Genomic DNA, 22,980 nt, shown 5'->3' on the forward strand with positions numbered 1-22,980 from the left:
TGGCGTGGATGACGCGCGCTTTCCCGGCCGCGTCGGGCTCCACCCTAGGGGTTTTCGTTTGGGTGTCCGGGGTCGCCGGCGAAGGCCACCGAGATCTCGGGGGCTGTTGTCAGTGAGTTGTGCACGGTGCAGTGGGAGGCGACGGCGAGGAGAGCCTCGCGGCGTTCGGCGGGCACGCCGGCGGGGATGGTGAGGTGCACATCGATCCGGGCGACGCGTGCAGGGCGTGAGCCCATCTGGAAGTCCGCGTCCACGGCCAGGCCTTCGGTGGGCAGGTTGTGCCGGTCCAGGTAGCGGCGGGCGTAGAACGCGACGCAGCCTGCGAGGCTCGCAATGAACAGCTCCGTGGGGGTGGGGCCGGTGTCTTCCCCGCCGTCGCCGGCCGGCTGGTCGGTCCGGATGACGTGCCCGCGGACATTGATGTCGAAGCGGTCTCCGCCCCGGTGCACGACGCGTACCGGCTGGCGGTCCCCGGATGTAAGGTCAGCGGCGGGCTTTGTGCTGCCGGGGGCTGTGATGACTGGTTCGCTGCTCATATGATGTGCTTCTCGATCCGTCTGTTGGTCATGCCGCGGAAGCCCCCGTCCGGGGCCGGGGGTCAGGTGGCTTCCTAGGATGCCGTGGCGGCTGCCACTTTCGCCCGGACCTCTTCCATGTCCAGTTCTTTGATGCCGATGATGAGCTGTTCCAGTCCGGTTGCGTTCATCGCCCCCGGCTGGGAGAAGATGAGGATCCCTTCCCTGAAGGCCATCAGGGTGGGGATGGAGGTGATGCGGGCGGCGGCGGAGAGGCCAGGCTCGGCCTCGGTGTCCACCTTGGCGAAGACGACGTCCGTGTGGGTGTCGGAGGCTTTGCTGAAAGTGGGGGCGAACATCCGGCAGGGCCCGCACCAGGCTGCCCAGAAATCCACCAGGACAATGTCGTTGCCGGTGATGGTGTCGTTGAAGGTCTTTTCGGAAATGTCGATGGTTGCCATGTGAAAATTGTATACCCTGGGGGGTATGCGGGCAATGGGGGAAGTCGGTCGGCGCCAGTTTGCATTAATACCCCCTGGGGTATCATGATGGAGGGGGTAACTACCCGCCCGGGCTGCCGGACACCATGAAAGGACACCAGCATGAAGAGTATTTCAGTGGACGACCTGGCAGCACTTGGGTCTGATGTTTCCATCATCGACGTCCGGGAAGAGGGGGAGTACTCGGAGGCGTGCGTCCCGGGAACAAGGAACATTCCGCTCTCGCGTTTCCAGCAGTCCCTCGGTGACGTTCCGGTCGGTCGGACGGTCTATGTGATGTGTGCTTCCGGGGGCCGCAGTTCCCGGGCCGCGGCGCACCTCGCAGCGGAGGGTTATGACGCGGTGAATGTCATGGGTGGCATCACCGAGTGGTACCGCAACGGGCACCTTGTCACCTACCGGTCCGGCGGCAAGTGAGGATGTCCTCCACCGTCAGCCTCCCGCAGCTCCAAACCGGACCGGACTCCGGCAGGCGCCGCACGGTGAACCGGCTCAAGCGCGCCCGGGGCCAGCTCACGGCGCTGATTGCCGCCGTCGAATCCGGGGCTGACTGCCGGAACGTTGTCACCCAGCTGTCGGCGGTCCGCGGTGCCCTGGACAAGGCCGGATTCGAACTGATCTCGGCGGCGATGCGCGACGGCCTCACCGATCCCGCGGACGTCCTCCCGGCAGGCGGCGGGCAGCCTGGGCTGCCGGCCCAGAGGCCCACCCTGAAGGAAATCCGCACGCTTTTCCTGCGCCTGATCTAGGCCGGCTCCGGCCAGTGCCAGGGCAACGGGCGCCCAGCCCAAATATCCAGCACAACAGCCCCGTCCAACCGAAAGGTCCAGCCCATGGAAATCACCCCGGATCAGCTCGCGGAGCAGCTCAAGAGCGGCAGCGGCGCCCAGATCGTCGATGTCCGCGAAACAGCTGAAGTCGCCGATGGCATGATCCCCGGGGCGAAGCATATTGCCCTGGGTGAACTTGCCGGCCGCCTCAACGAGCTGGACAGGTCCCAACCTGTCATTGCCGTGTGCCGGAGCGGACGCCGCAGCGCCGCGGCCGCGGGCCAGCTCACGGCCGCGGGCTTCACGGCCTACACCGTGCCCGGCGGAATGCTCGACTGGACAGCCGCAGGCCTCCCCACGAGCTGACCCCCGGACCGCCCTGGCGGCATGCCCCCCAAATGCCGCCCGGGCTTCCACCTGCCCGGCCCCGGTCCCTGACACCGGGAACCGGGCGGTGGGCGGCGGCCACCCGCGGGTGCGGGGCCGCCACCAGAAATGCTCCAAGACTTACCGAAAGAGACAATGACTACCTTGACTTCCTTGAACACGACCAATTCCGCTGATTCTGCTCCCCGGTCCATCGATGCCTCGACCCTGAAGGCCTGGGAAGACAACCACGACGACCTGATGATCATCGACGTGCGCAGTGGTGCGGAGTTCGATTCCCTGCACATCAAGGGTTCCTACCACGTCCCGCTTCCAATGCTCAGTGAGCACACTGAGGAGTTCGCGGCGAAGATGGGCACCCGCGTGGTCCTGGTCTGCCAGTCCGGCAACCGGGCCGAGCAGGCCCGTAAGCACCTGGATTCCGTCGGGCTGGCCGGCGCCAGTGTCCTGACCGGGGGAGTCCCCGCCTACGCCGCCGCTGACGGAAACGTTGTCCGCGGCCGTGGCCCCTGGGCCCTGGAACGCCAGGTCCGGATGACCGCGGGTTCCCTGGTGCTCGCCAGCATCGTCGCGGCGAAATTCGTCTCACCCAAGCTGGGCCTGGTTGCCGGCGGGATCGGGGCGGGCCTGACGTTCTCCGCTGCCACGAACAGCTGTGCCATGGGCCAGGTGCTCTCCAGGATGCCGTGGAACCGCTCCGCCAATGAGCCCACCGCGCACCAGGCCCTGCAGAACCTGGACGCCCGGGCATGATCATCTCCGCGGCGGCGTTCGGGCTGATCGTCGGCGCCCTGTTGGGCCTGGTCGGAGGCGGCGGATCCATCCTCGCCGTGCCCGCCCTGGTCTATGGCGTGGGGCTGCCGCTTGCCGCGGCGATCCCGATGTCGCTGGTCGTTGTCGGCGCGTCCTCCGCCGTCGCGGTGCTGCCCCGGCTGCGGAACGGGGTGAACTGGCGACTGGCGCTGATCATTGGCGCCGCAGGAACCGTGACCGCGTACCTCGGTGCGGTGGTCAACCGGCTCCTGGACCCGAAGATCCTGCTGCTGGCCTTCGCCGCCATTATGGTCTTCGCCGGCGTCCGGATGCTGATGCCGTCCAAATTCTCCGGCGGCGCCTGCGCACTGCCCGGGGGCGGGGTCAACTGGCGCAGCTGCCTGCCCAAGGCGATCGCCACCGGCGCCGTCGTCGGGTTCCTCACCGGTCTGCTCGGTGTCGGGGGCGGCTTCCTGATCGTCCCCGCACTCACCCTGGTGCTCGGGCTCCCGATGGCGCTGACCGTCGGGACCTCCCTCGTCATCATCGTCATCAACGCCGCCGCCGGCTTCGCCGCACACCTGGGCGATCTGCAGATCGACTGGGCCGTCACGGCAGCCTTCGCCGGTACCGCAATGGTAGCTTCCCTCGCGGCCGGGCGGATCGGCACCACCATCCCGGACAAAGCACTCAAGCGCGGCTTCGGCATCCTCGTCCTCGTCATCGCCGCCTACGTCGCCGGGCAGGCGCTCCTCTCCTGAGACTTACTGCTCAGGCACAAGAAAAGCGCCGGAGGACACGTCCTCCGGCGCTTTCGCTATTCCCCAACGCCTATTCCCCGGCGCCGGCAGGGTGGACCTACCGTCCGAACAGCTTCGCGAAAAATCCCTTGCCGGCCGACTTTTCCTGCTCGTGCCCGCGGCAACGCCGGGAGCTCGGAACCCCGCGCATGACCTGATCAACGTGCTGGCCGCAGCCCGCCCACGTCGTCTTCTGGCACTTCTTACATGTCACCGCACGGCACATCTTGTTGCTCCCTTGCATAAGTGGATCGTCTGATCAGTATACCCCATGGGGTATTTTGGCCTACCTGAATTTTCGGGCATGGGCCGGATGCCCGGCCTTTGGAGCGGTCCTCCCATTGGCGACCACGGTTTATCGGCCGTCGCTCTGGCCGGTTCCCGCTTGCAGGTGTAAGGTAATTCGTATACCCCACTGGGTATACCGATTAGCTTCGTTTTGCCTTGGGGCGAGACGTGGAGGCCGTGAACGTGCAGGTTGGTCGGGACAGCCAGCCTCTTGACCAGCTCGACGTTGAGCACGTCCCCGGTCTGGGCTCGCAGGGTTGGTCCGGGAACCCCGCCGTTGTATGCCAGTGCCGATGCCTGGGCGCCGCCGAGCTGAACCTGCCCGGGGGTCTCCTCGAGCCGGGCCTGCAGCCGCCCGTGGCTGCTGCACAACTTGCCCGGCTGGGCGAAATCCGTCCCGGCCGCCGGGGAGTACCGGGAATTCAGCACAATTCCGATGATCAGGAGCAGCCCTCCAAGCCCATATTGTTTCGGTAACCCCACACCATGAGTGCTCCCCTTCGAGCAGTTGCCGGCCTGATTCTGAGTTGAATATCGAGTGGACGCCAAGGTCCCAAGGACGCTGGCGGTGGCTTCTACTTTGCGGGTTCGTGGTCCGTGCCGCGCATCCGGACGGCCACGAGGATTCCCGACAGTGCGGTGAGGCCACCGACGACGGCGACCGCCGCCGGGATGCCGTAGGCATCCGCGAGGATCCCGGCGAGCAACGCGCCGACGGCGAATCCGCCGTCGCGCCACAGCCGGTAGATTCCCACAGAGCGTGCCCGCCAGGCCGGGTGGGCGACGTCACCAATGGCCGCGAGCAGGGTGGGGTAGACCATGGCGGTGCCGGCGCCGAGCAGGATGGCTGCGGTCAGCCAGATCCCGAAGTCCTGGCCGAGGGCGACCATCCCCAGTGCCACTGCCTGGACGAGCATGCCGCCGACGATCAGCCACTTACGTCCGTACTTGTCCGACAATGCACCCGTGACGAGCTGGCCTGCACCCCAGACGGCGGGGTAGACGGCGGCGAGGATACCGACCTTCTCGATGGTCAGCCCGGCGGCGGCGAAGAGCACGGGGAACAGGCCCCAGGCGAGACCGTCGTTGAGGTTGTTCACCATGCCGGCCTGGCTGACCGAGGAGAGGGACTTGTCGCGGAAGCTGGTCAAGGTGAAGACCTGCCGGCTGCTCAGATCCGCGTGGGCATCGGCATGGGCCGCGGTGTGGTTGGCGGCTTCCAGCTTGGCATGGTGGTGGGTTTCCTTCACCGCGAAGACCGAGAGGCCGAGGCCCACGGCGATGTAGGCGGCTCCGAGCAGGAACGGTCCCGGGCGGAGCCCGTAGTTGGCGGCGATGTAGCCGGTGGCCAGGGCGGTGACGGCGACGCCAAGATAGCCGGCCGCCTCGTTCAGGCCCATGGCAAGGCCGCGGCGGGACGGGCCGACGAGGTCCATCTTCATCATCACGGTGGTGGACCAGGTCAGTCCCTGGCTGATGCCCAGGATCACGTTAGCCGCGACGATCCAGCCCCAGGACGGTCCGATAATCAGCAGCAGCGGGACCGGGATGGCGATGAGCCATCCTGCGATGAGCACGGGTTTGCGGCCGTAGCGGTCCGAGAGGGTGCCGGCGAAGTAGTTGGTTCCGGCCTTGGCCAGCCCGAACGCCAGGATGTACGTCAGCGCGGAGGTGTAAAGGTCCAGCTGGAAGACCTGGTCCGCGAGCAGCGGCAGGACCGTGCGTTCCTGGCCGAGGGTTCCGCCGACGAGGGCGTTGACGGCGACCAAGAGCATGAACTGGGCGATGTTCTGACGCAGGCCCAGTGAGAGGCCTGTGCGCACGATGTGGTCGTGCGGTGAGGGGGTGTTGCCGGGCGTCATCTCTGAACTCCTGTTCGCCGGGAAATGCGTTGGCGGCGGCCCGGTGTCCCGGTTCGCCGCCAACGCTGTCATTCATTCACTTCAGATGTTGTCTGGCTCAGTTGCTGGGAACAGATTCCCGCGTCTGCTGGCGGGCGGTCCATCCGGCGTAGCTGCCGTCGAGTTCGACGACGTCGTAGCCGGCGCGGCGCAGGGCGCTGGCCGCGACGGAGTTGCGGACGCCGCTCTGGCAGTAGGAGACGATGGTGCCGTGGGCGGGGAGCTGGTCCAGGTTCCACATCACGCGGCCGCTGCTGAGCTGGTGGGAGCCGGGGATGTGTCCTGCGGCGTGTTCGGTGCGGTTGCGGACGTCCAGGATCATCGCGGCGTTGAAGCTTTCGAGGTCTTCGGGCTGGATCAGCTGCGGGGTGCTGGCCGGCAGGCCGTCGAGGCTGGTGACGTAGCCGGCGATCTTGTCGATGCCGATGCGGACCAGGTGGTCCCACATCTCCTGCGCGGCGGGCTGGGTGGGGGCCAGCAGCACGAGCGGGTTCTTGTCGGTTTCCGGGTTGACCGCCCAGGCGCCGAAGCTGGCGGTGGACTTGCCGGCGGGGATGTTGAGGGAGCCGGTGACGGTTCCTTCGTGGACCTGGGTGTTGGGGCGGGTGTCGACGAAGGTCACGGTGTTCTCGGCGAGGTCGCGGACGACGTCGGCGGTGGCGAGTTCGGTCAGCGGGGCGCGTTCGCCCATGACGGCGGGGCCTTCGCGGTTTTCGCGCTTCATCCGGCCGAAGTAGGCGTGGGCGTCGGGCTGGCCGTCGAGGAGTTCGGCGACGAAGCCTTCCTCGTCGTTGGCTGCCAGGTACGTGCCCCACCAGGAGTAGAGCCGTTCGTAGCCGACCGTGGAGGAGGGGATGGCGCCGAGGGCCTTGCCGCAGGCGCTGCCGGCGCCGTGGCCGGGGTGGACCTGGACGTGGTCCGGCAGGGTCAGGAACTTCTCCCGCAGGCTCGCGAAGAGCTGCCGGGCGCCGGCGAAGCGGGTGTCGATGCCGCCGGCTGCCTCGTCCAACAGATCGGGGCGGCCCAGGTCCCCGGAGAAGACGAAGTCACCGGAGAGCAGGTAGCCGGGGGTGTCGGCGAACGCGCCGTCGGTGATCAGGAAGGACAGGTGCTCCGGGGTGTGGCCCGGGGTGTGCACGGCCTTGACGGTGATGTTGCCCAGGGTGATCTCGTCGTTGTCGTTCAGGCGTTCAGCCTCGAAGCCGTACTGCCACTCCGTTCCGCCCTCACCGGAGACGTAGGCGGTGGCGCCGGTCGCGGCGGCCAGTTCACGGGTTCCGGAGAGGAAGTCCGCGTGGATGTGGGTCTCGGTGACGGCCACGATCTTCATCCCGTTCGCTGCAGCCAGGGACCGGTAGACGTCGATGTCGCGGCGGGGGTCGACAACAAGCGCTTCGCCCTTGGCCTGGCAGCCGATCAGGTAGCTGGCCTGGGCGAGGTCTTCGTCGTAGATGCGCTCGATGAGCATGGGGCTCTCCTTCGTTGGGCGGTGGGGGAGTTTCCGGGAGGGGATCCTCCGTACCTCTAACCACTACGGTAATACCCCTGGGGTATCTTGCAAATGGTCCTTGCGCGGCTGGATGCCGGCGACCCGCTGCTGGCCCTTATACCCTCCGGGGTATAGAATTAGCAAAGTACCCACCACTTTTGGAGTCCGCCATGGAACTTGATTCGACAGAACTCACCCCGGTTATCAATCGGCTGAAGCGCGCCCAGGGACAGCTCGCAGGCGTCACGCGCATGCTGGAGGAGGGGCGGGACTGCAAGGACATCGTCACCCAGCTCGCCGCTGTCTCGAAGGCTTTGGACCGGGCCGGCTTCGCCATCATCGCCAGCGGCCTAGAGCAATGCCTTGTCCGCGGGGATTCGACCATGGACACCAAAGACCTGGAAAAACTCTTCCTGTCCCTCGCCTGAGACCCCTGACTATCACTGTAGGAGCAGCCATGAGCTACACGCATACCGTCACCGTCCCGCTGGCCTGGGAACAGGCCGTGCAGCGCACCCGCGAGGCCCTCGCCGGACAGGGGTTCGGCATCCTCTCGGAGATCGACGTCCGTGCCACGTTTGAGGCCAAACTCGGTGCCGGCGCCGCCGAGGAGCTCGGCGACTACGTGATCCTGGGTGCCTGCAACCCGGCCCTGGCGAGCCGGGTCCTCTCCGCGGAACCGGATATGGGCGCGCTGCTGCCCTGCAACGTCGTCGTCCGCCGCAGCAAGAACGCCGCCGAGACAACCGTCCAGGCCATCGACCCGCAGACCATGGTGAAGCTCAGCAACAGCCCCGCCGTCCGCGACGTCGCCAACGACGCCGATGCCCGGCTCCGGGCAGCCCTGCACACCCTCAGCGGCGCAGAAATCCCCGGGAACTGAAGCGCTCCGTACCTCCGCGGCATCAAGAAGCCCTGCCGAGTCGCCGACCGGTGCTGAGACATCATCACTCAACACACTCGGCCAGGAGCAGCTCCGCCAGGAACCCCTGAACTTGCGCCCAAACGGCGCCCGAGGCCCGGACCCGCCCCTGGATTCTCCTCGGGCTGAGGCTCGTGGCGTGGGCTTCCGATCAGCAGACCTTTCAAAGCCGCAACAGCTTAGAGTCTCCTGGGCGTCCAGCCCTGCGCTGTTGCGCCGGAGATAAGCACAGGACCTTTGGCATGGTGACGGTTGGTATTTCAGGCGATGGGCCAGACCACCCGCGTCTGCCACTTCGTTGGATCAGGCTCTGTTTCCGGATCGCTCAGGTAGTACTCCCACATCGTGTCTGAAGGAGTGAATCCTCCCGCCTTCATGTGCTCCTGGATGATCCCGTACGTCTTTTCAAGACTGTCGTACGGACCGATGTGCACCGCTTCGAATGCTTCGGCTTCCGGGAGGGTGCCTTTTGCCACTCCTTCCGTCTCCATGAAATTGCCACTGACAGGAAATCCGGCCTCGACGTCGACGGTTCGGGTGGGCATTCCGCGGTACAGAGCAAAAGGCGGACCGGCCAATTGAACGTGCTGTACCTGGGCGGCGGCCATTACGGCGCCAAAAGCCCGGCCGAAAAATTCAGTCAGGGCATCCATGGGGATCCTGTCGTGGACGACGGCCGTCGGTTGCTCAACCGTGTGCACAATTCTGGGTTGTGGACTGGTGTCACTCATGACACCAGACTCCGCCGCGCGCGCCGCCTCCGACAGGGCCGAACGTCCCTGGCGCCCTGGCGAGATGACGCGGGGAATGACGTTCGGCGGGGGTCCTGCCCAAGGCTTATTCGATGGCTTCACTGAGAATCGTCAAGACCCATCGCCGCGTATCCGTCGTAAACCCGCGGGTCGTCCCAGTAGGCGGTGGCCAGCACCTTGGCCCGAGAGGGACAGCCAGCCGCTGGGTCTGCCAACTCGGAGTTGGTCTCGGCGGCCGAACCCAGGGGCGCCACCGAGCATGCCACGAATCCCCGGCCACAGGCATCCAGGCCATCAGGTTCCTAAGCCATCGCTGCCTTAGCTGGCAATGAGGGGTACAAGGGCCCTTCACAACAGAGCTGATCGTTGGGATGGCGCCTGTGGCTCTCCGGTGGAGCGCAAGCATGACTTGAGATCATTGCTCTGGAAAGGGTTACGTCATGGGGCGGTTGGACGGCAAAGTGGCTCTGGTCAGCGGCGGGGCCCGGGGCATCGGCGCGGCGATCATCGCGCGGTTCCTGAATGAAGGGGCGAAGGCCATCGTCGGTGATGTCCTTGACGCCGAGGGTGGGCAACTTGCGGCGCAGCTCGGCGACGGCGTCCGCTTTGTACATTTGGACGTTACGAAGCCATTCGACTGGGACAAGGCGGTGGGCGAGGCGATGAGCGCATTCGGCAGCCTGAGTGTACTGGTCAATAATGCCGGCATTGTGAACTTCGGGCGGATCGATGAATACGGCCATGATCAGTGGTCCCGGATTATCGATGTGAACCTGACTGGAGTCTTCAACGGCATCAAAGCAGCAGCACCCTCGCTGGCCTTGACGGGTGCGGCCTCCATCATAAACATCTCTTCGATCGCCGGTCTGCGCGGGTACGAACAGCTCTCCGGGTACACGGCGTCCAAGTTCGGGGTAAGGGGCCTGACAAAGAGCGCCGCATTGGACCTTGGAAGTTCCGGAGTCCGGGTCAACTCGGTGCACCCAGGCGTTATCCAGACACCGATGACTGAAGGCATGACGTTCGACACGGACCATGTTCCGATGCACAGGATCGGCCAGCCAACAGAGGTCGCGGATCTGGTCGTCTATCTGGCTGGAGATGAGTCCTCGTTTGTTACGGGCGCCGAATTCGTCATCGATGGTGGCGAAACCGCCGGCACGATTAGCGCCCGCCCACCAGCGCAATAACGAAGACCGCCGCGATGCCCGCACATACGTGTTACCCCTACTCCGGAAAAGGGGTCAGCGAGACTTTCTGGGCGTCGCCGAGTCGTTCTCTGGCCGGCTTTGTCTCTTGACGCATCACCAACTGCTCATGCGTGTCCGCTGCTCGCCCGCGGCGGGGGATTCGGGCGGGCCATGGGTTCGGAAACGCCAGGTCCCTATGCTGTGACGTATGGAAGCCTTACAGCCCACGGGCGGCGCGAAGCCAATTCTCACTGTCACGGTGAATCCGGCTTTGGACGTCAGCACTTCAACGGAGCGGGTCATCAGCGGTCATAAGCTGCGGTGCGGCGCGAGCCGTCTCGATCCGGGCGGCGGAGGCTTGAACGTGGCCAGGGTAATCCAGCGACTCGGCGGGCAAACCCTGGCGATATATGCAGCTGGCGGTCCGACAGGAGATGCTTATCGTCGGCTTGTCGAAGCCGAGCGGGTCCCGGCCTTGGCGATACCGATCCGTGGGCATACCCGCCAGAACTTCACGGTTGATGAAACCAGGACCGGAAAGCAGTTCCGATTCGTGCTCGAGGGCCCCGAGCTCACCGAAGAGGAGTGGCGGGCCTGCCTGGCTCGTGTTGACGAATCGATCCCGGAGGGGGGATACGTGGTGGCCAGCGGCAGTCTGCCGCCAATGGTTCCCGAAGATTTCTACGCGAGGGTAGCCCGCCTGTCGCGCCAGCATGGTGCCCGCTGTGTAGTGGACGCGTCCGGGCCGCCCCTCGCCGCGGCGATGGCCGAAGGCGTATTTCTGATCAAACCCAGCCTGCGTGAGCTCGAGACGCATTTTGGTGCCTCTCTTCCCAGCGAGCAGGGCCAGATTGAAGCAGTCTCCGCACTGGTCGCGGACGGGTCCGCGGAGTGTGTCGCCCTGACTCTCGGTGGAGCGGGAGCCGTACTCGCCTCGAAAGCGGGCATCATCCGCATGAAGGTTCCAGTGGTGAACGTGATCAGCACTGTGGGGGCCGGTGATAGTTTTCTCGGCGCGTTTGTGCTCCGGCTAGCGCAGGGGCACCCTCTGGAAACAGCTTTCCGGGCGGCCGTCGCCGCTGGCAGCGCCACAGCGATGACGCCTGCGACCGAACTGTGCCACCGTGGCGACGTCGAGCGGCTCGAGGCAGAGCTTGCGTCGGCCGTGCTTTGAACTGCATGGGGCCAAAGAGCCAGCTCTAACGTGGGTGTCGGGTACGGCCAAGCAATACGCCTATCGGGTGGAGCTGTCACGCCTTGGCCCGCAAGTTGGCTGATAGCCTGAGGAATAGAGAGGTCCTTTGGCTGTCCCTTCGTTCGAGGAGTTCTTCGTGATTCCTTCCAGAGCCGTTGGCACATCGATTGAACCCGCCGCCTGGCACTTACGTCCGGCCGCGGAGGCTTTGGCTGCCTTCGGAGTAGACCCGGTCGCGGGTCTGGATTCAACAGAGGCCCTACGCAGGCTGCAAACTGACGGGCCCAACGAGCTCCGTGCCGCCACACCGGTGCCGGTGTGGCGCAAGATCCTGGCCCAGTTTCAGGATCCGCTGATCTATCTGCTGCTCGTAGCCATCGGCATCTCCCTGGGCGCCTGGGCGGTTGAAGGCGCTACCGGTGTCCCCATCGATGCGGTGGTCATTGTGGCGGTCGTCCTGCTCAACGCGGTACTCGGATTCGCCCAGGAGAACAAGGCGGAGAACGCCGTCGCCGCCCTGCAGTCGATGACGGCTGCAACCTCCTCGGTGTGGCGCGACGGTGAACGCAAGACTGTTCCCGCTGCCGAACTGGTCCGCGGCGACATCCTGGTGCTGGGCGAGGGCGACGCCGTCGGGGCCGATGCCCGGCTGATCACGGCCACTGCCTTGCGCGTTTCGGAAGCACCGCTCACCGGTGAGAGTGAAACGGTCATCAAGGATCCCGCGGCTTTGGGCGGGGATGTGCCTCTTGGGGACCGCCTGAACATGGTCTTCAAGAGCACGGCCGTCGTCCGGGGGCGCGGCAGTGCGGTGGTCACCGGGACGGCCATGAACACCGAAGTGGGCGCCATTGCGGGCATGCTGGAACGGACCGAGTCCGAACCGACACCGCTCCAGAAGGAAATCGCGGGCGTCAGCAAAATACTGGGGGTCACCGTGATAGTGATCGCCGTTGTGGTGATGGTCACCATCGTACTCGTCAACGAAGTTTCTTCGCTGCAGGATCTGGTCACCGTGCTTCTGCTGGGCGTCTCGCTGGCGGTTGCCGCGGTGCCCGAGGGGCTCCCGGCCATCCTGTCGGTCGTCTTGGCCATCGGTGTCCAGCGGATGGCCAGCCGCAATGCGGTCGTGAAGGAACTCCACTCGGTGGAAACTCTTGGCTCAGCTTCTGTCATCGCCTCGGACAAGACCGGAACGTTGACCAGGAACGAGATGACGATCGGCCGGATCGTCACTGCGTCGGGGCAGATCGAGCTCACCGGCGTCGGGTACCGGCCCGAAGGTCAGGTCCTTCAAGGAAACCGCGTAGCCAGCGACCCGGTGGTACTGCATGAGGCCCGTATGGTTTTGGCGGGCGGGTCATTCGTCAATGATGCACAGCTGACGGAACACAACGGTCAATGGCAGATCCAGGGCGACCCAACGGACGCTGCATTCTTGGTCGCTGCCCGAAAGCTGGAGGGGGTTACCGAACGCGTCGGGGAGTTCGAACGGCAGGGCGAAGTCCCGTTCACGTCAGAACGGAGGCTGATGTCAGCCCTGGCGCGCCATAAGGAGTTCGACGAACTCGCTCTTGTCACCAAGGGTGCCCCGGATGTCCTTCTGGGGCGTTGCACCCGGATGCAGGTGGGGGCGGACATTGTCCCCTTGGACGGGCCGCTGCGCGACAAGGCCCTGGCCGACGTCGAGGCTCTGTCGGCGCAGGCCTTCCGGACCCTGGGCGTGGCCTACCGCCTGTACGGGGAGCGGGACCGTCACGAAACGGACGTGCTCGACGAAGCGGACGAAAACGCCCTTGTCTATCTCGGCGTCGCCGGCCTCATTGACCCGCCCCGCGCCGAAGCGGCAGCTGCCGTCGCGGCGGCCCATCGTGCAGGCATCCGCGTGGCGATGATCACCGGCGACCACCCCGTCACCGCCGCCCGGATTGCCAGCGATCTGGGTATTTGCGAACAGGGGGAGAAGGCAGTGACCGGAGCCCAGCTCGATGTACTCGACGATGCGGGGCTGCGTGCTGTCACCGGCTCCACGTCCGTCTACGCGCGTGTGTCCCCGCACAACAAGCTTCAAATCATCGATGCGTTGCAGGCGCAGGGCATTGTCGTTGCCATGACAGGCGACGGCGTCAACGACGCGCCGGCACTGAAGTCCGCCGATATCGGTATCGCCATGGGCATCACGGGAGCCGCAGTTACCAAGGAAGCTTCGAAGATGATTCTCGGCGACGACAACTTCGCCACTATTGTCTCAGCGGTCCGTCAGGGCCGGGTCATTTTCGACAACATCAAAAAATGCCTGCGCTATCTTCTTTCTTCCAATATGGGGGAGGTCTTCACGGTCTTCCTCGGCGTGCTTTTCGCCAGCACCATGGGATTGGCAGGAGCAAGCGGCGAGGCTGTGGCGCTGCCGCTGCTGGCCACGCAGATTCTGTGGATCAACCTCGTCACCGATTCCGGGCCCGCGCTGGCGATGGGAGTGGACCCGGAAATAGACGACGTGATGGACCGCCCACCGCGGAAGATGACCGTCCGCATCCTCGGGAGGCGGATGTGGGTTGGCATCCTGGCCGTCGGCCTGGTCATGGGCGTCGCGACGCTGCTGACCATCGACATCTTCCTGCCCGGAGGTCTCGTTAACGGCAGTGAGTCCCTGGACGTGGCCCGGACCGCCGGCTTCACCACCCTGGTCTTCGCGCAGCTGTTCAATGCCTTTAGCTCACGTTCAGAAATGAACAGCGCCTTCCATCGGCTTTTCGTCAACAAGTGGCTGTGGGGCTCTGTCCTGCTCGCGGCTGCACTTCAGTTCGCCGTGGTGGAACTCCCGCCGCTGCAGCGGGCCTTCGGGACCGCGTCCCTGGACGCGGCACACTGGGCTGTGTGCATCGGCATGGCATCCACCGTGTTGTGGTTCGACGAACTCCGTAAACTCTTCTACCGAGCCCGGCGGAATGAACCCGCACTGGCTCGAACGGGATGAGTTCCTGAACGTTGCAGGCGTGCGTCCTATGCAGGCCTGGGCAGCATTTGTGTTCGGCGCTGTTGCACGGCTCGATGAGCGGCAGATCTACCCTGGGGCCTGAGCGAGCAACAAGCCACCTGGCACGCCCGGCACCAGGATTTCCACCGCAGACCGCGTGACCATAAACCAGTGCAGGGACCTCGGACTCTACCCGTCGGCCAACGCCGCGCCCCAGAATCGAAGTAACTAAAGTCGGAGGCGAAAGGTGCCCGTCATGATGTGGGATTACGGACAAGGCATGGTGTGGATGTGGCTATGGGGCATCCTGCTGCTCATAGGGATCGCCATTCTGGCACTGCTTGCGGTCCGGATATTTGGCGCCGGTGTCCATGGCGGTTACACCCCGCCAGGTTCCCAGGCGCCGGGCGGTCCGCCGGTGGGAAGGAGCAGGGCACGTCAGATCCTTGATGAACGCTTCGCTGCAGGAGAGTTGACCGCGGATCAGTATCGCGAACAGCTCAAGGTCCTCGCTGAGGGTCCGTAGTGCAGCCCATCAGCGGGCCAGGCTGGTCCAGCCGCATGCAGACCGCCGGGGGATCATCCGCCTGGCCTGTACTGGGGAACATCGGGGAAATGGACCTGACCAATAGCAGTGCCATCGACCCCCCGTTCCACCTGCACGTCTGGCCGATGCAAATAGTCGAGGAAGAACGGCCGCGGCGTGAACATCGCCGTCTGGCAGGACTGGTGAACGTACCTGCGAACGGGTGGCTAAAGTCAGGCATGTCGCTTTACGGGGCAACCCGACGGCGATGTTTGTCCGGGCGATAACGGGATCGACGGCACGCCCGCCACCACAGACCTCCATAAAACCTACTAAGCGAAGAAAGGCGTCTCCATCGTGACGGTACTTGTTGCTTTTGCAAGCGCTCGGGGGTCCACCCGTGAGATCGCCGAACACATGGCATCCCGTATGTCCCTTGTAGTCGGGACGGTCGATTGCCGTTCCGTGGAGGAAGTGGATGATGTCTCCGCGTATCAGGCAGTCATTGTCGGTAGCGCGGTTCATAACCAGGCGTGGTTGCCCCCGGCACGGCTGTTCGTGGCTCGGCACGCGCCCGAACTGGCCAAAGTACCCGTCTGGGCCTTCAGCGTGGGGATGGCCGACGCACTACCTAGGCTGTTTCGCCAGCTCGGTGCGGCGCTGCAAGAGGAACGACTGGCCAAGGATCTGTCCGAGGATGTGTTGCTTCGAGGCCACAATCTCTTCTCAGGCGTCTATAAGGCCGACCAAATGCCTGCACCGCTCCGGATCGTTTTCCGGCTCGCCCGTGGGCGATTCGGCGACTTGAGGGACTGGGACGCTGTCGACAGTTGGACAGATGAAATAGCGGACCAGCTTAGCGGAACTGCCCCCTCAGCTTCCTGAAGTGCCACCAGCGGATAGCGCCACCGAGGCTCTTCTTTCGACCCCGATGGGTGTCGGGGCCATCGAGAAGTCAAATGGTGTCCAAGGAGTCCACCAGCTCCGACGGGCCCGGAATCGCGGGAGATCGCCATCCCGTAAGGACATGCTTCTGATCCCCCCGGTACAGGGTCCGTCACTGGGCTCGCCGCCCTTAAGAACCAGATCTTCAAGGATGGATGTATTCCCCGGCCGCGGCGGTGCTGACGGTCGCGGTCACCGCAAGAAGGTCAATGCCCCAATGTCCGGAGTGGGAAACGGGGAATCGTGTCCACGGGTGAGTACCGGCCGTTCCCCAGCGATCTGAATCAGTCCGCGTTGCCCTCACGGCGGCCTCAGCGTCAGCCGTGACGAAAATAAGGCCTGTGTAAGCCCACAAATGCGCACCGGATCGTAGAGGAGCGGTGCGGCGCCCCACAGATCTGCCAGCCGCAGACCGCCGTCATTCCAGCCCGGCCCGGGTGGCGTCATCCAGAGGGCTCCACCAGGTCAGCGGCGGGGCGATCGTGAAGCGTCTCCCGCTCACACTGTCCGGGACAATCTGTACGAAGTGGTCCTTGCGCCCTGTCTCCCACGGAAAAAGGAGCAGTCCAACGGTATCCAATACCTCTTTGGTCCGATCGAGAGCCACAGCCTGGCCCTTCACAACAACGCTCCACGCCACCCCAGCATCTGCATCGACTCCGTCAGCTTCAATGGCAATCGGGCTACCCGACAGCGCAGAGGAGAGTTTTGTCCCCGAACCCGTACGGAAAACCAGCGTTCCGTGGTCGACCTTGTAATTGACTGGGAAAATGTCCGGATGGTCATTAACCCAGACAGCGAGGCGGCCCACCGAAACGCTGCGCAGCAGCCGCCAGCACTCATTACTTGCCAGGACTTCCGCCGCCGGTACTGATGCATCGTTCGTCATGGGGCCGAGCGTACGCCCTCGTCCAGCCCTTAAACAGGGCCCAAAGACCCTCGAAGGTGACCCAGCCCGGCGGAATGCCGGACCCTCGACAGGTCAGCCGGCCTCGGCCGCTGGCGGGGAGCGGCTTAGCCAGGACGACTGCGGAGACCGACCCGGACTGGGTCCCGGTGACGGAGAGGGCCGCCGGCATCATCACCGATCACGGCGGCCCGGTCAGTCATGCAGCCATTGTGAGCAGGGCCCGGGGTGCCGGCGATTGTCGGCACCGGCAATGCAACGTCGGTCCTCACGGAAAAGCAAACGGCATCTGCGGGCAAGGTCCCTGGGACCACCCCGATTTTGCTGCGTTCCTCATACGCGAAGGCATTGATTCACTATCGCTCAATCCCGATAGCTTCCTGCACACTCTTCACATCGTTGCCCACCCAGAATCCCGGATGTAACAACGCAGCGCCTTCAGCTGAGCCCGCCTGGGCTCACTCGTCCCCGGATTCTTGCCCCACTACCAGAACGGGACAAAAGGCATGGCTGGCGCAGGCACTACTCACTGAGCCCATGACCTGATTCAGGAAACCGCCGTGGCCCCGGCGCCCCACGATAAGCAGTTGCGCATCCTTGCTCTCTTCGACCAGGACCTTGGCTGGCGATCCAAATTTTACCGTCGTGGAGAGTTCCGGTGGACGATCCTGCCCGAAAGCAGTCTCAATGGCCTGCTCCACCAGGCGCGTGGCGACCTCTTCCAATCGGGTTGTCATTTCGGGATTGCCAGGAGGGAGATGGGCGGCCAGGTAAAAATCGGAAAAACCGACGCAGGTGATGACCTCGAGAGGTGCGCCGAGCGCCGCGGCCAAGCGGCCGGCAAGCCGCAGAGGCGTCGGAGAGTATTCAGAGCCGTCGATACCTACAACGATGCGTTCCTTAGCGTTCATGGAATTACCGTGGACCATTTCTCGGTGCTGGTCTAGGGTCGAAGGTCACCGCGGGGTCCAGCCCGTGCAGGGCCGGCGACTGCAGACTATCCCCTTTGGGCAGGGCGGGAATGCCGCTTCCGCGACAAGTTCCTGCCGGCACTCTGCTTTGCCCAACAGCAGCAGGGTCGGAGCCTCTGCGCTTGACCGATTGATCTCACGCAGAAGTTCCGCTCACGGGCGGGGAGGCTTTACCGCATCGACCGCGATAATCACCCTAGGGCTTTTGTCAGTCCTAGGAGTTGATTTCCTGGGGGAGTGCGGCCAGGTCCGCCAGTGCGACGGCCGAGGGCCGCTCCACCGTGCTGGCAATCGGGATTGAGGCTCCGGTGCGCGCGGACGCGAGCACGGATTCCATCACTTCGAGCACGTGGAACGCTAGCGCCCCGCCGGCACGCGGTTCCGCACCATCCGGTGTTGCCGCGATGTCCGCGATCCCGTAACCGCGCCCCGAGTCGATGTATCCCGCGGATACCGGGAGGATCTCCCAGGATTCGCCTCCGAGCCGGAAAAGCTGCACGTCGCCGTCGAAGTGGTTGGGGTCAGGAACGGAGAGCGAACCCTTCTCACCGTGGATCTCAATATTCGGGGACTTGCTCTGTACGGCGTCGAAGCTCATGACCAGGGTCGAAAGGGCCCCCGATGCGTGTACCAGGACACCGGTGACATGGGTGTCGATGTTCACCGGGATTACTTGTCCGGCACGCTCACCGGAGCCGATGGTCCGTTCGGTGCGGGTATGGCTGGCGGCGCCAATCACGGAGACCACCGGGCCCAGCAGCGTCACCAGAGCGCTCACGTAGTAGGGGCCCATGTCCAGAAGCGGTCCGCCGCCGGGCTGATAGTAGAAGTCCGGGTTCGGGTGCCAGCGCTCGTGGCCGGGGGTGACCATGGTGGCCGTGGCAGCGATCGGGGAACCGATCAGGCCGTCGTCGATGGCCTTCCTTGCGGTCTGAATCCCGGTACCCAGCACAGTGTCCGGCGCACAGCCGACGACAACGCCGGCCTCACGGGCCGCGGCCAGGACGTGCCGCGCCTCGTCGGTGGTGGCAGCGAGCGGTTTTTCTCCGTAAACGCTCTTGCCGGCCGCGATGGCCCTGAGTGCGACTTCGGCGTGGGCGGCGGGGATGGTGAGGTTGAGGACGAGGTCGATATCCTCCGCGGCAATCAGTTCGTCGACCGATACGGCCCGGACACCTTCGTAGGTGTCTGCGACTTCCTGTGCGCGGGCGGTGTCGAGGTCTGCAACAGCCACCAGACGCACCTGCTCCAGCCTGCGGAAGTTGGTTAGGTACTGGGCCACGATCTTGCCGCAGCCAATAATGCCTACGCTCAACGGCTTGCCCACAGCAAACCCCTTTCAATGATGGTGCGGACGTTGTTGTCCTGCAGGACTTCGACGCGGTGGCCGGGAGTGCTCACAAAGATGCGGCCCTTTCCCCATTGCCGCGTCCAGATGGCGGGTGAAGTGACTTCGCGGTTCCACGGGTCCCAATCGCGGGCCTTTTGGGTGGTGGTGGCCAGGACATCGATGTAGTCGTCGGAGAGCACCCAGTACTGCTCGGTGACGAGGTCGAAGTCCTTGATGCCATTGGTGATGGGGTGCTCCGCCGCTGCTGGGAGCATGTTGACGGTGTAGGGCACGTAGTTGTCGGACTGCTCACCGATGCACTCGTCCGGGTGCTTGCCGGGATGGCAGGCGAACTGGCCGCCGATCAGGTGCAGATAGTCCGAGTTGTTGCGGTAGGAGTCGGCGATACCGCCGTGCCAGCCGGCCAGCCCGGTGCCGTTTTCCACGGCTGCGCGCAGCCCGGCGAACTCGTCCTTTTCGATGGTGGTCATGGTCATGCACTGCATGATCAGGTCCACCCCTGCCATGTATCCGGCGTCGGCGTAGACCTTGGGCGATTCCTCGACGCGGACGTCGTAGCCGCTGTCTTTGAGGTAAGGGATGAAGAGTTCGGTGGCCTCGTACGGCTGGTGGCCGTCCCAGCCGCCGCGGACCACCAGGGCGTTCTTGCGTTCTGTCATAAGAGTTTCCTTTGTTTGGCTACCGGCCCGGCAGGACCGGCAAAATCCGGGTCAACGGGTAGCGAAGGCGGCGTCGAAGGCAGCAGCGGGCGGCGCGATCCGGGCAAGTTCCTTGACCAGGGCCAGCGCCTGGGGCGCGCCGATGAGACGGTCCATGCCGGCGTCCTCCCATTCGATGCTGGTGGGGCCGTCGTAACCGATTGCGTTAAGCGTCCGGAAGATCCTGTTCCACTTCACGTCCCCATGCCCTGCGGTCACGAAGTCCCAGCCGCGCCGAGGATCTGCCCAGGCCAAATGGGAGCCGAGGCGGCCGTTGCGCCCGTCAAGCTGGCGGACGGATTCCTTCACATGCACATGGAGGATGTGTTCGGCGAAGTCCTGCAGGAACATCACGGGGTCCAGGTCCTGCCAGATGAAGTGGGACGGGTCAAAGTTCAGCCCGAAGCTCTTGCGGTGCCCGATGGCCTCCAGAGTCCGCTTGGCCGTCCAGTAGTCATAGGCGATCTCGGACGGGTGGACCTCCAGGGCGAAACGGACGCCAACTTCGTCAAAGACGTCCAGGATGGGATTCCAGCGGTCTGCGAAGTCCTGGTAACCGGCGTCGATCATCGCCTCGGAGGCGGGCGGGAACATGGCAACGGCCTTCCAGATGGAAGAGCCGGTGAAGCCTGTCACGGTCTTCACACCGAGGCGGGCAGCTGCCCGTGCCGTATCCTTCATCGACGCTGCGGCGCGCCTTCGCACTCCTTCGGGTTCCCCGTTGCCCCAGATTTCCGCGGACAGGATGCCCTGGTGGCGTTCATCAATGGGGTCATCGCACACGGCCTGACCGGTGAGGTGGTTGGCGATCGCGAAGACTTCCAGGTGGTTCCTCTCCAGGATGTCCAGCCGGCCCTGGAGGTAGCTATCGTCCTCCGCCGCGCGGCGCGGGTCCAAGTGGTCTCCCCAGCAGGCAATCTCGAGCCCGTCAAAGCCCCACTCGCCGGCGAGGCGGGCCACCTCCTCAAACGGCAGGTCGGCCCACTGGCCGGTGAAAAGAGTGATTGGTCGTGTCATCGTGTTTCCCTGTTCTGTGTTCACGTTCCTAGACCTTTTGCCACTGGCTGGAGTTCGTGGCGCTGGCCTCGACGGCAGCGAGGACCCGCTGGACCTGCAGGGCGTCGGCGAAAGACGGCTCCGGCTGGCGGCCTTCACCGATGGCAGTGACAAGGTCCACCACCTGGTGGGTGAAGCCGTGCTCATACCCCAGCCCGTGGCCGGTAGGCCACCATTTGCCGACGTACGGATGCTCGGGCTCCGTGACGAAAATCCGGCGGAAGCCGGCGTCGGGAGATTCGGCTGCGTCGTAGAAGGACAGCACGTTCATTTCCTCGAAATCAAAGGCGAGGGAGCCTTTGGTGCCGTTGATTTCCAAGCGCATGGCGTTCTTCCGGCCCAGCGCGTAACGGGTGGCTTCGAAGACCCCGATCGGGCCGCCGTCGAATTTTGCACTGAAGATCGCTGCGTCGTCGACCGTCACCGTGCCGCGCGGTGAGTCGCTGCTCAGGTCACCGTACCCGCCTAGGCCGACGAGGTCACCGGCAAGCGGGCGCTCCGGAACGAAAGTTTCCAGCAGTGCCGAGACGCCGGTGATGTTCTGTCCGGTGACCCACTGGGCGGCGTCGATGCTGTGCGCCCCGATGTCACCGAGGGACCCGGAACCGGACTTGCTCTTGTCCAGGCGCCAGGTCATGGGGGCGTTGGCATCCGAGAGCCAGTCCTGCAGGTACTGGGCGCGGACATGCCGGAGGTCGCCCAGCCTGCCCTGTTCCACGAAGCGTTTAGCCAGCGCCAGGGCGGGGGTGCGGCGGTAGCTGAAGCCGCACATCGAGAGGACGCCCTCCTTCGCCGCCGTCTCCGCCGCGAGGGTCATCCTCTCTGCTTCCTCCACGGAATTCGCAAGCGGTTTCTCGCACAGCACATGCTTACCGGCTTCGAGGGCGGCGATCGCAATCTCGGTATGGGTGTCGCCGGGGGTGCATATGTCGATCAGGTCGATGTCGTCGCGCTCGATCAGGCGGCGCCAGTCCGTCTCGACCGATTCCCAGCCCAGCTTGTCTGCTGCGGCGCGCACGCCGTCGGCGTTCCGCCCGGCAACCGCGGTGAGCCGGGGCTGCAGCGGCAGGTCGAAGAACCGTGGCGCCGTACGCCAGGCGTGGGAGTGGGCGGCGCCCATGAAGGCGTAGCCCACCATGCCGACCCGCAGGGGTTTGGGGTTGGTCATCGGAGTTCCTTTCTACTTGCTGAAGCCGGCGGTGAGGCCGGCGAGCAGCTGGCGTCGGCCTATGACGTAGAGCACGAGGATCGGCAACGTGCTGAGCATCACCGAGGCAAGCACGGCCGGGATGTTGACGCTGAACTCTCCCTGGAACGTCCACAAACCCAGGGGAAGGACGCGCAGGCCGGGGCTCTGGGTGAGGACCAGCGGGAGCAGGAAACCGTTCCAGACGTGCAGGCCGTTATAGATGGCGACGGTCACGATCGCGGGGCGGGTCAGCGGCAGGGCCAGCCGCCACATGGTCTGCCACTCGCTGCAGCCGTCCAGCCGCATGGACTCGAACAATTCGTTCGGAACGTCGCGGATGAAGTTGGACAGGATCAGTACTGTCAACGGGATGGCAAAGGCAATGGATGGAAGCATGAGCGCGAGCAGGCTGTCGTACAGGTTGAGCCGGATGATCATCAGGTAGATCGGGATGATCGTGGCCTGAAGCGGAATGGCCAGTCCCATGAGGAACATCCCGTTGACCAGCTTGAGGAACCTGCCGCTGCCCCGAACGATGGCGAACGAGGCCATGAAGGAAATCAGCACTGTTGGAATCACGGAACCGAGCGTGACGATGGCGCTGTTCATGAAGTACGTCGCGAAATCGGCCTCAAGAACCATCTGGTAGTTTTCCAGCGTGGGTGAAGTGGGAAGTGCCAGTGGATTCTGGCCGAAGTAGCCGGCCTGCGTCTTCAGGCTGGTGATGACGATGTAGTAAACCGGAAGAATGATGATGGCGAGCCAGATCCAGCCGCCGAGTCCACCAAGGATGTTCAGCTGTTTGATCCGGCTACCGAATCCGCGCCTGGCGGCTGCGGAGGTGGCAACTGAGCCGGTCGGAGTCTCCTCCGTGCTGCTTTTCAAGACGGTGCTCACC

At 64.6% G+C, this 22,980-nt stretch carries 26 protein-coding genes; 13 read left to right on the forward strand and 13 right to left on the reverse strand.

Annotated elements, in window-relative coordinates:
* Window positions 1-44: 44 nt before the first annotated feature.
* Window positions 45-536, reverse strand: coding sequence for an OsmC family protein (locus tag FCN77_RS11950; RefSeq protein WP_137322433.1), 492 nt, complete (start codon window positions 534-536; stop codon window positions 45-47).
* A gap of 74 nt (window positions 537-610) precedes the next feature.
* Complete coding sequence (gene trxA, locus FCN77_RS11955; protein WP_137322434.1) at window positions 611-976, reverse strand: thioredoxin; 366 nt, start codon at window positions 974-976, stop codon at window positions 611-613.
* A gap of 141 nt (window positions 977-1,117) precedes the next feature.
* Between trxA and FCN77_RS11960 the strand changes: the two genes are divergently transcribed.
* The 5 genes from FCN77_RS11960 (at window position 1,118) to FCN77_RS11980 (ending at window position 3,686) form a co-directional block, all read left to right on the forward strand.
* Window positions 1,118-1,432: a rhodanese-like domain-containing protein gene (locus tag FCN77_RS11960; RefSeq protein WP_137322435.1), complete on the forward strand. Its 315-nt coding sequence runs from the start codon at window positions 1,118-1,120 to the stop codon at window positions 1,430-1,432.
* Between the two features lie 2 nt (window positions 1,433-1,434).
* Complete coding sequence (locus FCN77_RS11965) at window positions 1,435-1,764, forward strand: metal-sensitive transcriptional regulator (RefSeq protein WP_137322436.1); 330 nt, start codon at window positions 1,435-1,437, stop codon at window positions 1,762-1,764.
* Between the two features lie 84 nt (window positions 1,765-1,848).
* Window positions 1,849-2,151, forward strand: a complete 303-nt coding sequence (locus FCN77_RS11970; protein ID WP_137322437.1) for a rhodanese-like domain-containing protein — start codon at window positions 1,849-1,851, stop codon at window positions 2,149-2,151.
* A gap of 156 nt (window positions 2,152-2,307) precedes the next feature.
* On the forward strand, window positions 2,308-2,925 hold the full coding sequence (locus FCN77_RS11975; protein ID WP_137322438.1) for a rhodanese-like domain-containing protein: 618 nt from the start codon (window positions 2,308-2,310) through the stop codon (window positions 2,923-2,925).
* On the forward strand, window positions 2,922-3,686 hold the full coding sequence (locus tag FCN77_RS11980) for a sulfite exporter TauE/SafE family protein (RefSeq protein ID WP_137322439.1): 765 nt from the start codon (window positions 2,922-2,924) through the stop codon (window positions 3,684-3,686). The genes FCN77_RS11975 and FCN77_RS11980 overlap by 4 nt, the downstream gene beginning before the upstream one ends.
* A gap of 249 nt (window positions 3,687-3,935) precedes the next feature.
* Here the strand turns inward: FCN77_RS11980 and FCN77_RS11990 are convergent, their stop codons facing one another.
* From FCN77_RS11990 to FCN77_RS12000, 3 genes are all read right to left on the reverse strand, one after another.
* The gene (locus tag FCN77_RS11990) at window positions 3,936-4,496 is read right to left on the reverse strand and encodes a multicopper oxidase domain-containing protein (protein ID WP_137322440.1); all 561 of its coding nucleotides are present in this window, start codon (window positions 4,494-4,496) and stop codon (window positions 3,936-3,938) included.
* Window positions 4,497-4,588: 92 nt separating this feature from the next.
* Window positions 4,589-5,788 carry an MFS transporter gene (locus FCN77_RS11995; protein WP_137324752.1) on the reverse strand — a complete coding sequence of 400 codons (1,200 nt, stop codon included), beginning with the start codon at window positions 5,786-5,788 and terminating at the stop codon, window positions 4,589-4,591.
* Window positions 5,789-5,972: 184 nt separating this feature from the next.
* Window positions 5,973-7,382, reverse strand: coding sequence for a rhodanese-like domain-containing protein (locus tag FCN77_RS12000; RefSeq protein WP_137322441.1), 1,410 nt, complete (start codon window positions 7,380-7,382; stop codon window positions 5,973-5,975).
* Window positions 7,383-7,573: 191 nt separating this feature from the next.
* Here FCN77_RS12000 and FCN77_RS12005 point away from each other — a divergent pair, with 191 nt between their 5' ends.
* A complete protein-coding gene (locus FCN77_RS12005) occupies window positions 7,574-7,831 on the forward strand; it encodes a metal-sensitive transcriptional regulator (protein ID WP_137322442.1) in 258 nt (85 codons plus the stop codon).
* A 29-nt stretch (window positions 7,832-7,860) separates the two neighbouring features.
* The gene (locus FCN77_RS12010; RefSeq protein ID WP_137322443.1) at window positions 7,861-8,286 is read left to right on the forward strand and encodes a DUF302 domain-containing protein; all 426 of its coding nucleotides are present in this window, start codon (window positions 7,861-7,863) and stop codon (window positions 8,284-8,286) included.
* Between the two features lie 299 nt (window positions 8,287-8,585).
* On the opposite strand, the gene FCN77_RS12015 is transcribed toward FCN77_RS12010, so the two are convergent.
* Window positions 8,586-8,978 (reverse strand): GyrI-like domain-containing protein, encoded by a 393-nt coding sequence (locus tag FCN77_RS12015; RefSeq protein WP_254678968.1) that lies wholly within the window; start codon window positions 8,976-8,978, stop codon window positions 8,586-8,588.
* Between the two features lie 539 nt (window positions 8,979-9,517).
* On the opposite strand from FCN77_RS12015, the gene FCN77_RS12020 reads away from it, so the two are divergent.
* The 5 genes from FCN77_RS12020 to FCN77_RS12040 all read left to right on the forward strand — a co-directional run bounded on the left by FCN77_RS12020 (window position 9,518) and on the right by FCN77_RS12040 (window position 15,850).
* On the forward strand, window positions 9,518-10,267 hold the full coding sequence (locus FCN77_RS12020) for an SDR family oxidoreductase (RefSeq protein ID WP_137322445.1): 750 nt from the start codon (window positions 9,518-9,520) through the stop codon (window positions 10,265-10,267).
* A 208-nt stretch (window positions 10,268-10,475) separates the two neighbouring features.
* The gene (locus FCN77_RS12025) at window positions 10,476-11,441 is read left to right on the forward strand and encodes a 1-phosphofructokinase family hexose kinase (RefSeq protein WP_137322446.1); all 966 of its coding nucleotides are present in this window, start codon (window positions 10,476-10,478) and stop codon (window positions 11,439-11,441) included.
* A 157-nt stretch (window positions 11,442-11,598) separates the two neighbouring features.
* Window positions 11,599-14,439, forward strand: coding sequence for a cation-translocating P-type ATPase (locus tag FCN77_RS12030; RefSeq protein ID WP_137322447.1), 2,841 nt, complete (start codon window positions 11,599-11,601; stop codon window positions 14,437-14,439).
* A gap of 256 nt (window positions 14,440-14,695) precedes the next feature.
* Window positions 14,696-14,965: an SHOCT domain-containing protein gene (locus tag FCN77_RS12035; protein WP_137322448.1), complete on the forward strand. Its 270-nt coding sequence runs from the start codon at window positions 14,696-14,698 to the stop codon at window positions 14,963-14,965.
* Between the two features lie 357 nt (window positions 14,966-15,322).
* Window positions 15,323-15,850, forward strand: a complete 528-nt coding sequence (locus FCN77_RS12040) for a flavodoxin domain-containing protein (protein ID WP_137322449.1) — start codon at window positions 15,323-15,325, stop codon at window positions 15,848-15,850.
* A gap of 478 nt (window positions 15,851-16,328) precedes the next feature.
* Here the strand turns inward: FCN77_RS12040 and FCN77_RS12045 are convergent, their stop codons facing one another.
* The gene (locus FCN77_RS12045) at window positions 16,329-16,799 is read right to left on the reverse strand and encodes a pyridoxamine 5'-phosphate oxidase family protein (RefSeq protein ID WP_137322450.1); all 471 of its coding nucleotides are present in this window, start codon (window positions 16,797-16,799) and stop codon (window positions 16,329-16,331) included.
* A 74-nt stretch (window positions 16,800-16,873) separates the two neighbouring features.
* Here FCN77_RS12045 and FCN77_RS26885 point away from each other — a divergent pair, with 74 nt between their 5' ends.
* Window positions 16,874-17,242, forward strand: a complete 369-nt coding sequence (locus FCN77_RS26885) for a PEP-utilizing enzyme (protein ID WP_254679019.1) — start codon at window positions 16,874-16,876, stop codon at window positions 17,240-17,242.
* Between the two features lie 33 nt (window positions 17,243-17,275).
* Here FCN77_RS26885 and FCN77_RS12055 read toward each other — a convergent pair whose 3' ends face one another.
* The 6 genes from FCN77_RS12055 to FCN77_RS12080 form a co-directional block, all read right to left on the reverse strand.
* Entirely contained in the window at window positions 17,276-17,728 is a 453-nt protein-coding gene (locus tag FCN77_RS12055) for a universal stress protein (protein ID WP_137322451.1), read from the reverse strand.
* Window positions 17,729-18,002: 274 nt separating this feature from the next.
* Entirely contained in the window at window positions 18,003-19,115 is a 1,113-nt protein-coding gene (locus tag FCN77_RS12060; protein WP_137322452.1) for a Gfo/Idh/MocA family protein, read from the reverse strand.
* Window positions 19,100-19,798 (reverse strand): ThuA domain-containing protein, encoded by a 699-nt coding sequence (locus FCN77_RS12065; RefSeq protein WP_137322453.1) that lies wholly within the window; start codon window positions 19,796-19,798, stop codon window positions 19,100-19,102. The genes FCN77_RS12060 and FCN77_RS12065 overlap by 16 nt, the downstream gene beginning before the upstream one ends.
* 51 nt (window positions 19,799-19,849) lie before the next feature.
* Window positions 19,850-20,854, reverse strand: a complete 1,005-nt coding sequence (locus FCN77_RS12070; protein ID WP_137322454.1) for a sugar phosphate isomerase/epimerase — start codon at window positions 20,852-20,854, stop codon at window positions 19,850-19,852.
* Between the two features lie 28 nt (window positions 20,855-20,882).
* Window positions 20,883-22,061, reverse strand: coding sequence for a Gfo/Idh/MocA family protein (locus tag FCN77_RS12075; RefSeq protein WP_137322455.1), 1,179 nt, complete (start codon window positions 22,059-22,061; stop codon window positions 20,883-20,885).
* 12 nt (window positions 22,062-22,073) lie between these two features.
* Window positions 22,074-22,979, reverse strand: a complete 906-nt coding sequence (locus FCN77_RS12080; RefSeq protein ID WP_137322456.1) for a carbohydrate ABC transporter permease — start codon at window positions 22,977-22,979, stop codon at window positions 22,074-22,076.
* Between the last annotated feature and the right edge of the window lies 1 nt (window position 22,980).

This window comes from Arthrobacter sp. 24S4-2 (assembly GCF_005280255.1).
Classification (GTDB): domain Bacteria; phylum Actinomycetota; class Actinomycetes; order Actinomycetales; family Micrococcaceae; genus Arthrobacter.

Coding starts and splice junctions, on each gene's coding strand:
- FCN77_RS11950 (WP_137322433.1), bottom strand. CDS start 536: ATGAGCAGCGAACCAGTCATCACAGCCCCCGGCAGCACAAAGCCCGCC.
- trxA (WP_137322434.1), bottom strand. CDS start 976: ATGGCAACCATCGACATTTCCGAAAAGACCTTCAACGACACCATCACC.
- FCN77_RS11960 (WP_137322435.1), top strand. CDS start 1,118: ATGAAGAGTATTTCAGTGGACGACCTGGCAGCACTTGGGTCTGATGTT.
- FCN77_RS11965 (WP_137322436.1), top strand. CDS start 1,435: ATGTCCTCCACCGTCAGCCTCCCGCAGCTCCAAACCGGACCGGACTCC.
- FCN77_RS11970 (WP_137322437.1), top strand. CDS start 1,849: ATGGAAATCACCCCGGATCAGCTCGCGGAGCAGCTCAAGAGCGGCAGC.
- FCN77_RS11975 (WP_137322438.1), top strand. CDS start 2,308: ATGACTACCTTGACTTCCTTGAACACGACCAATTCCGCTGATTCTGCT.
- FCN77_RS11980 (WP_137322439.1), top strand. CDS start 2,922: ATGATCATCTCCGCGGCGGCGTTCGGGCTGATCGTCGGCGCCCTGTTG.
- FCN77_RS11995 (WP_137324752.1), bottom strand. CDS start 5,788: ATGCTCTTGGTCGCCGTCAACGCCCTCGTCGGCGGAACCCTCGGCCAG.
- FCN77_RS12000 (WP_137322441.1), bottom strand. CDS start 7,382: ATGCTCATCGAGCGCATCTACGACGAAGACCTCGCCCAGGCCAGCTAC.
- FCN77_RS12005 (WP_137322442.1), top strand. CDS start 7,574: ATGGAACTTGATTCGACAGAACTCACCCCGGTTATCAATCGGCTGAAG.
- FCN77_RS12010 (WP_137322443.1), top strand. CDS start 7,861: ATGAGCTACACGCATACCGTCACCGTCCCGCTGGCCTGGGAACAGGCC.
- FCN77_RS12015 (WP_254678968.1), bottom strand. CDS start 8,978: ATGGATGCCCTGACTGAATTTTTCGGCCGGGCTTTTGGCGCCGTAATG.
- FCN77_RS12020 (WP_137322445.1), top strand. CDS start 9,518: ATGGGGCGGTTGGACGGCAAAGTGGCTCTGGTCAGCGGCGGGGCCCGG.
- FCN77_RS12025 (WP_137322446.1), top strand. CDS start 10,476: ATGGAAGCCTTACAGCCCACGGGCGGCGCGAAGCCAATTCTCACTGTC.
- FCN77_RS12035 (WP_137322448.1), top strand. CDS start 14,696: ATGATGTGGGATTACGGACAAGGCATGGTGTGGATGTGGCTATGGGGC.
- FCN77_RS12045 (WP_137322450.1), bottom strand. CDS start 16,799: ATGACGAACGATGCATCAGTACCGGCGGCGGAAGTCCTGGCAAGTAAT.
- FCN77_RS26885 (WP_254679019.1), top strand. CDS start 16,874: ATGCCGGACCCTCGACAGGTCAGCCGGCCTCGGCCGCTGGCGGGGAGC.
- FCN77_RS12055 (WP_137322451.1), bottom strand. CDS start 17,728: ATGAACGCTAAGGAACGCATCGTTGTAGGTATCGACGGCTCTGAATAC.
- FCN77_RS12065 (WP_137322453.1), bottom strand. CDS start 19,798: ATGACAGAACGCAAGAACGCCCTGGTGGTCCGCGGCGGCTGGGACGGC.
- FCN77_RS12070 (WP_137322454.1), bottom strand. CDS start 20,854: ATGACACGACCAATCACTCTTTTCACCGGCCAGTGGGCCGACCTGCCG.
- FCN77_RS12075 (WP_137322455.1), bottom strand. CDS start 22,061: ATGACCAACCCCAAACCCCTGCGGGTCGGCATGGTGGGCTACGCCTTC.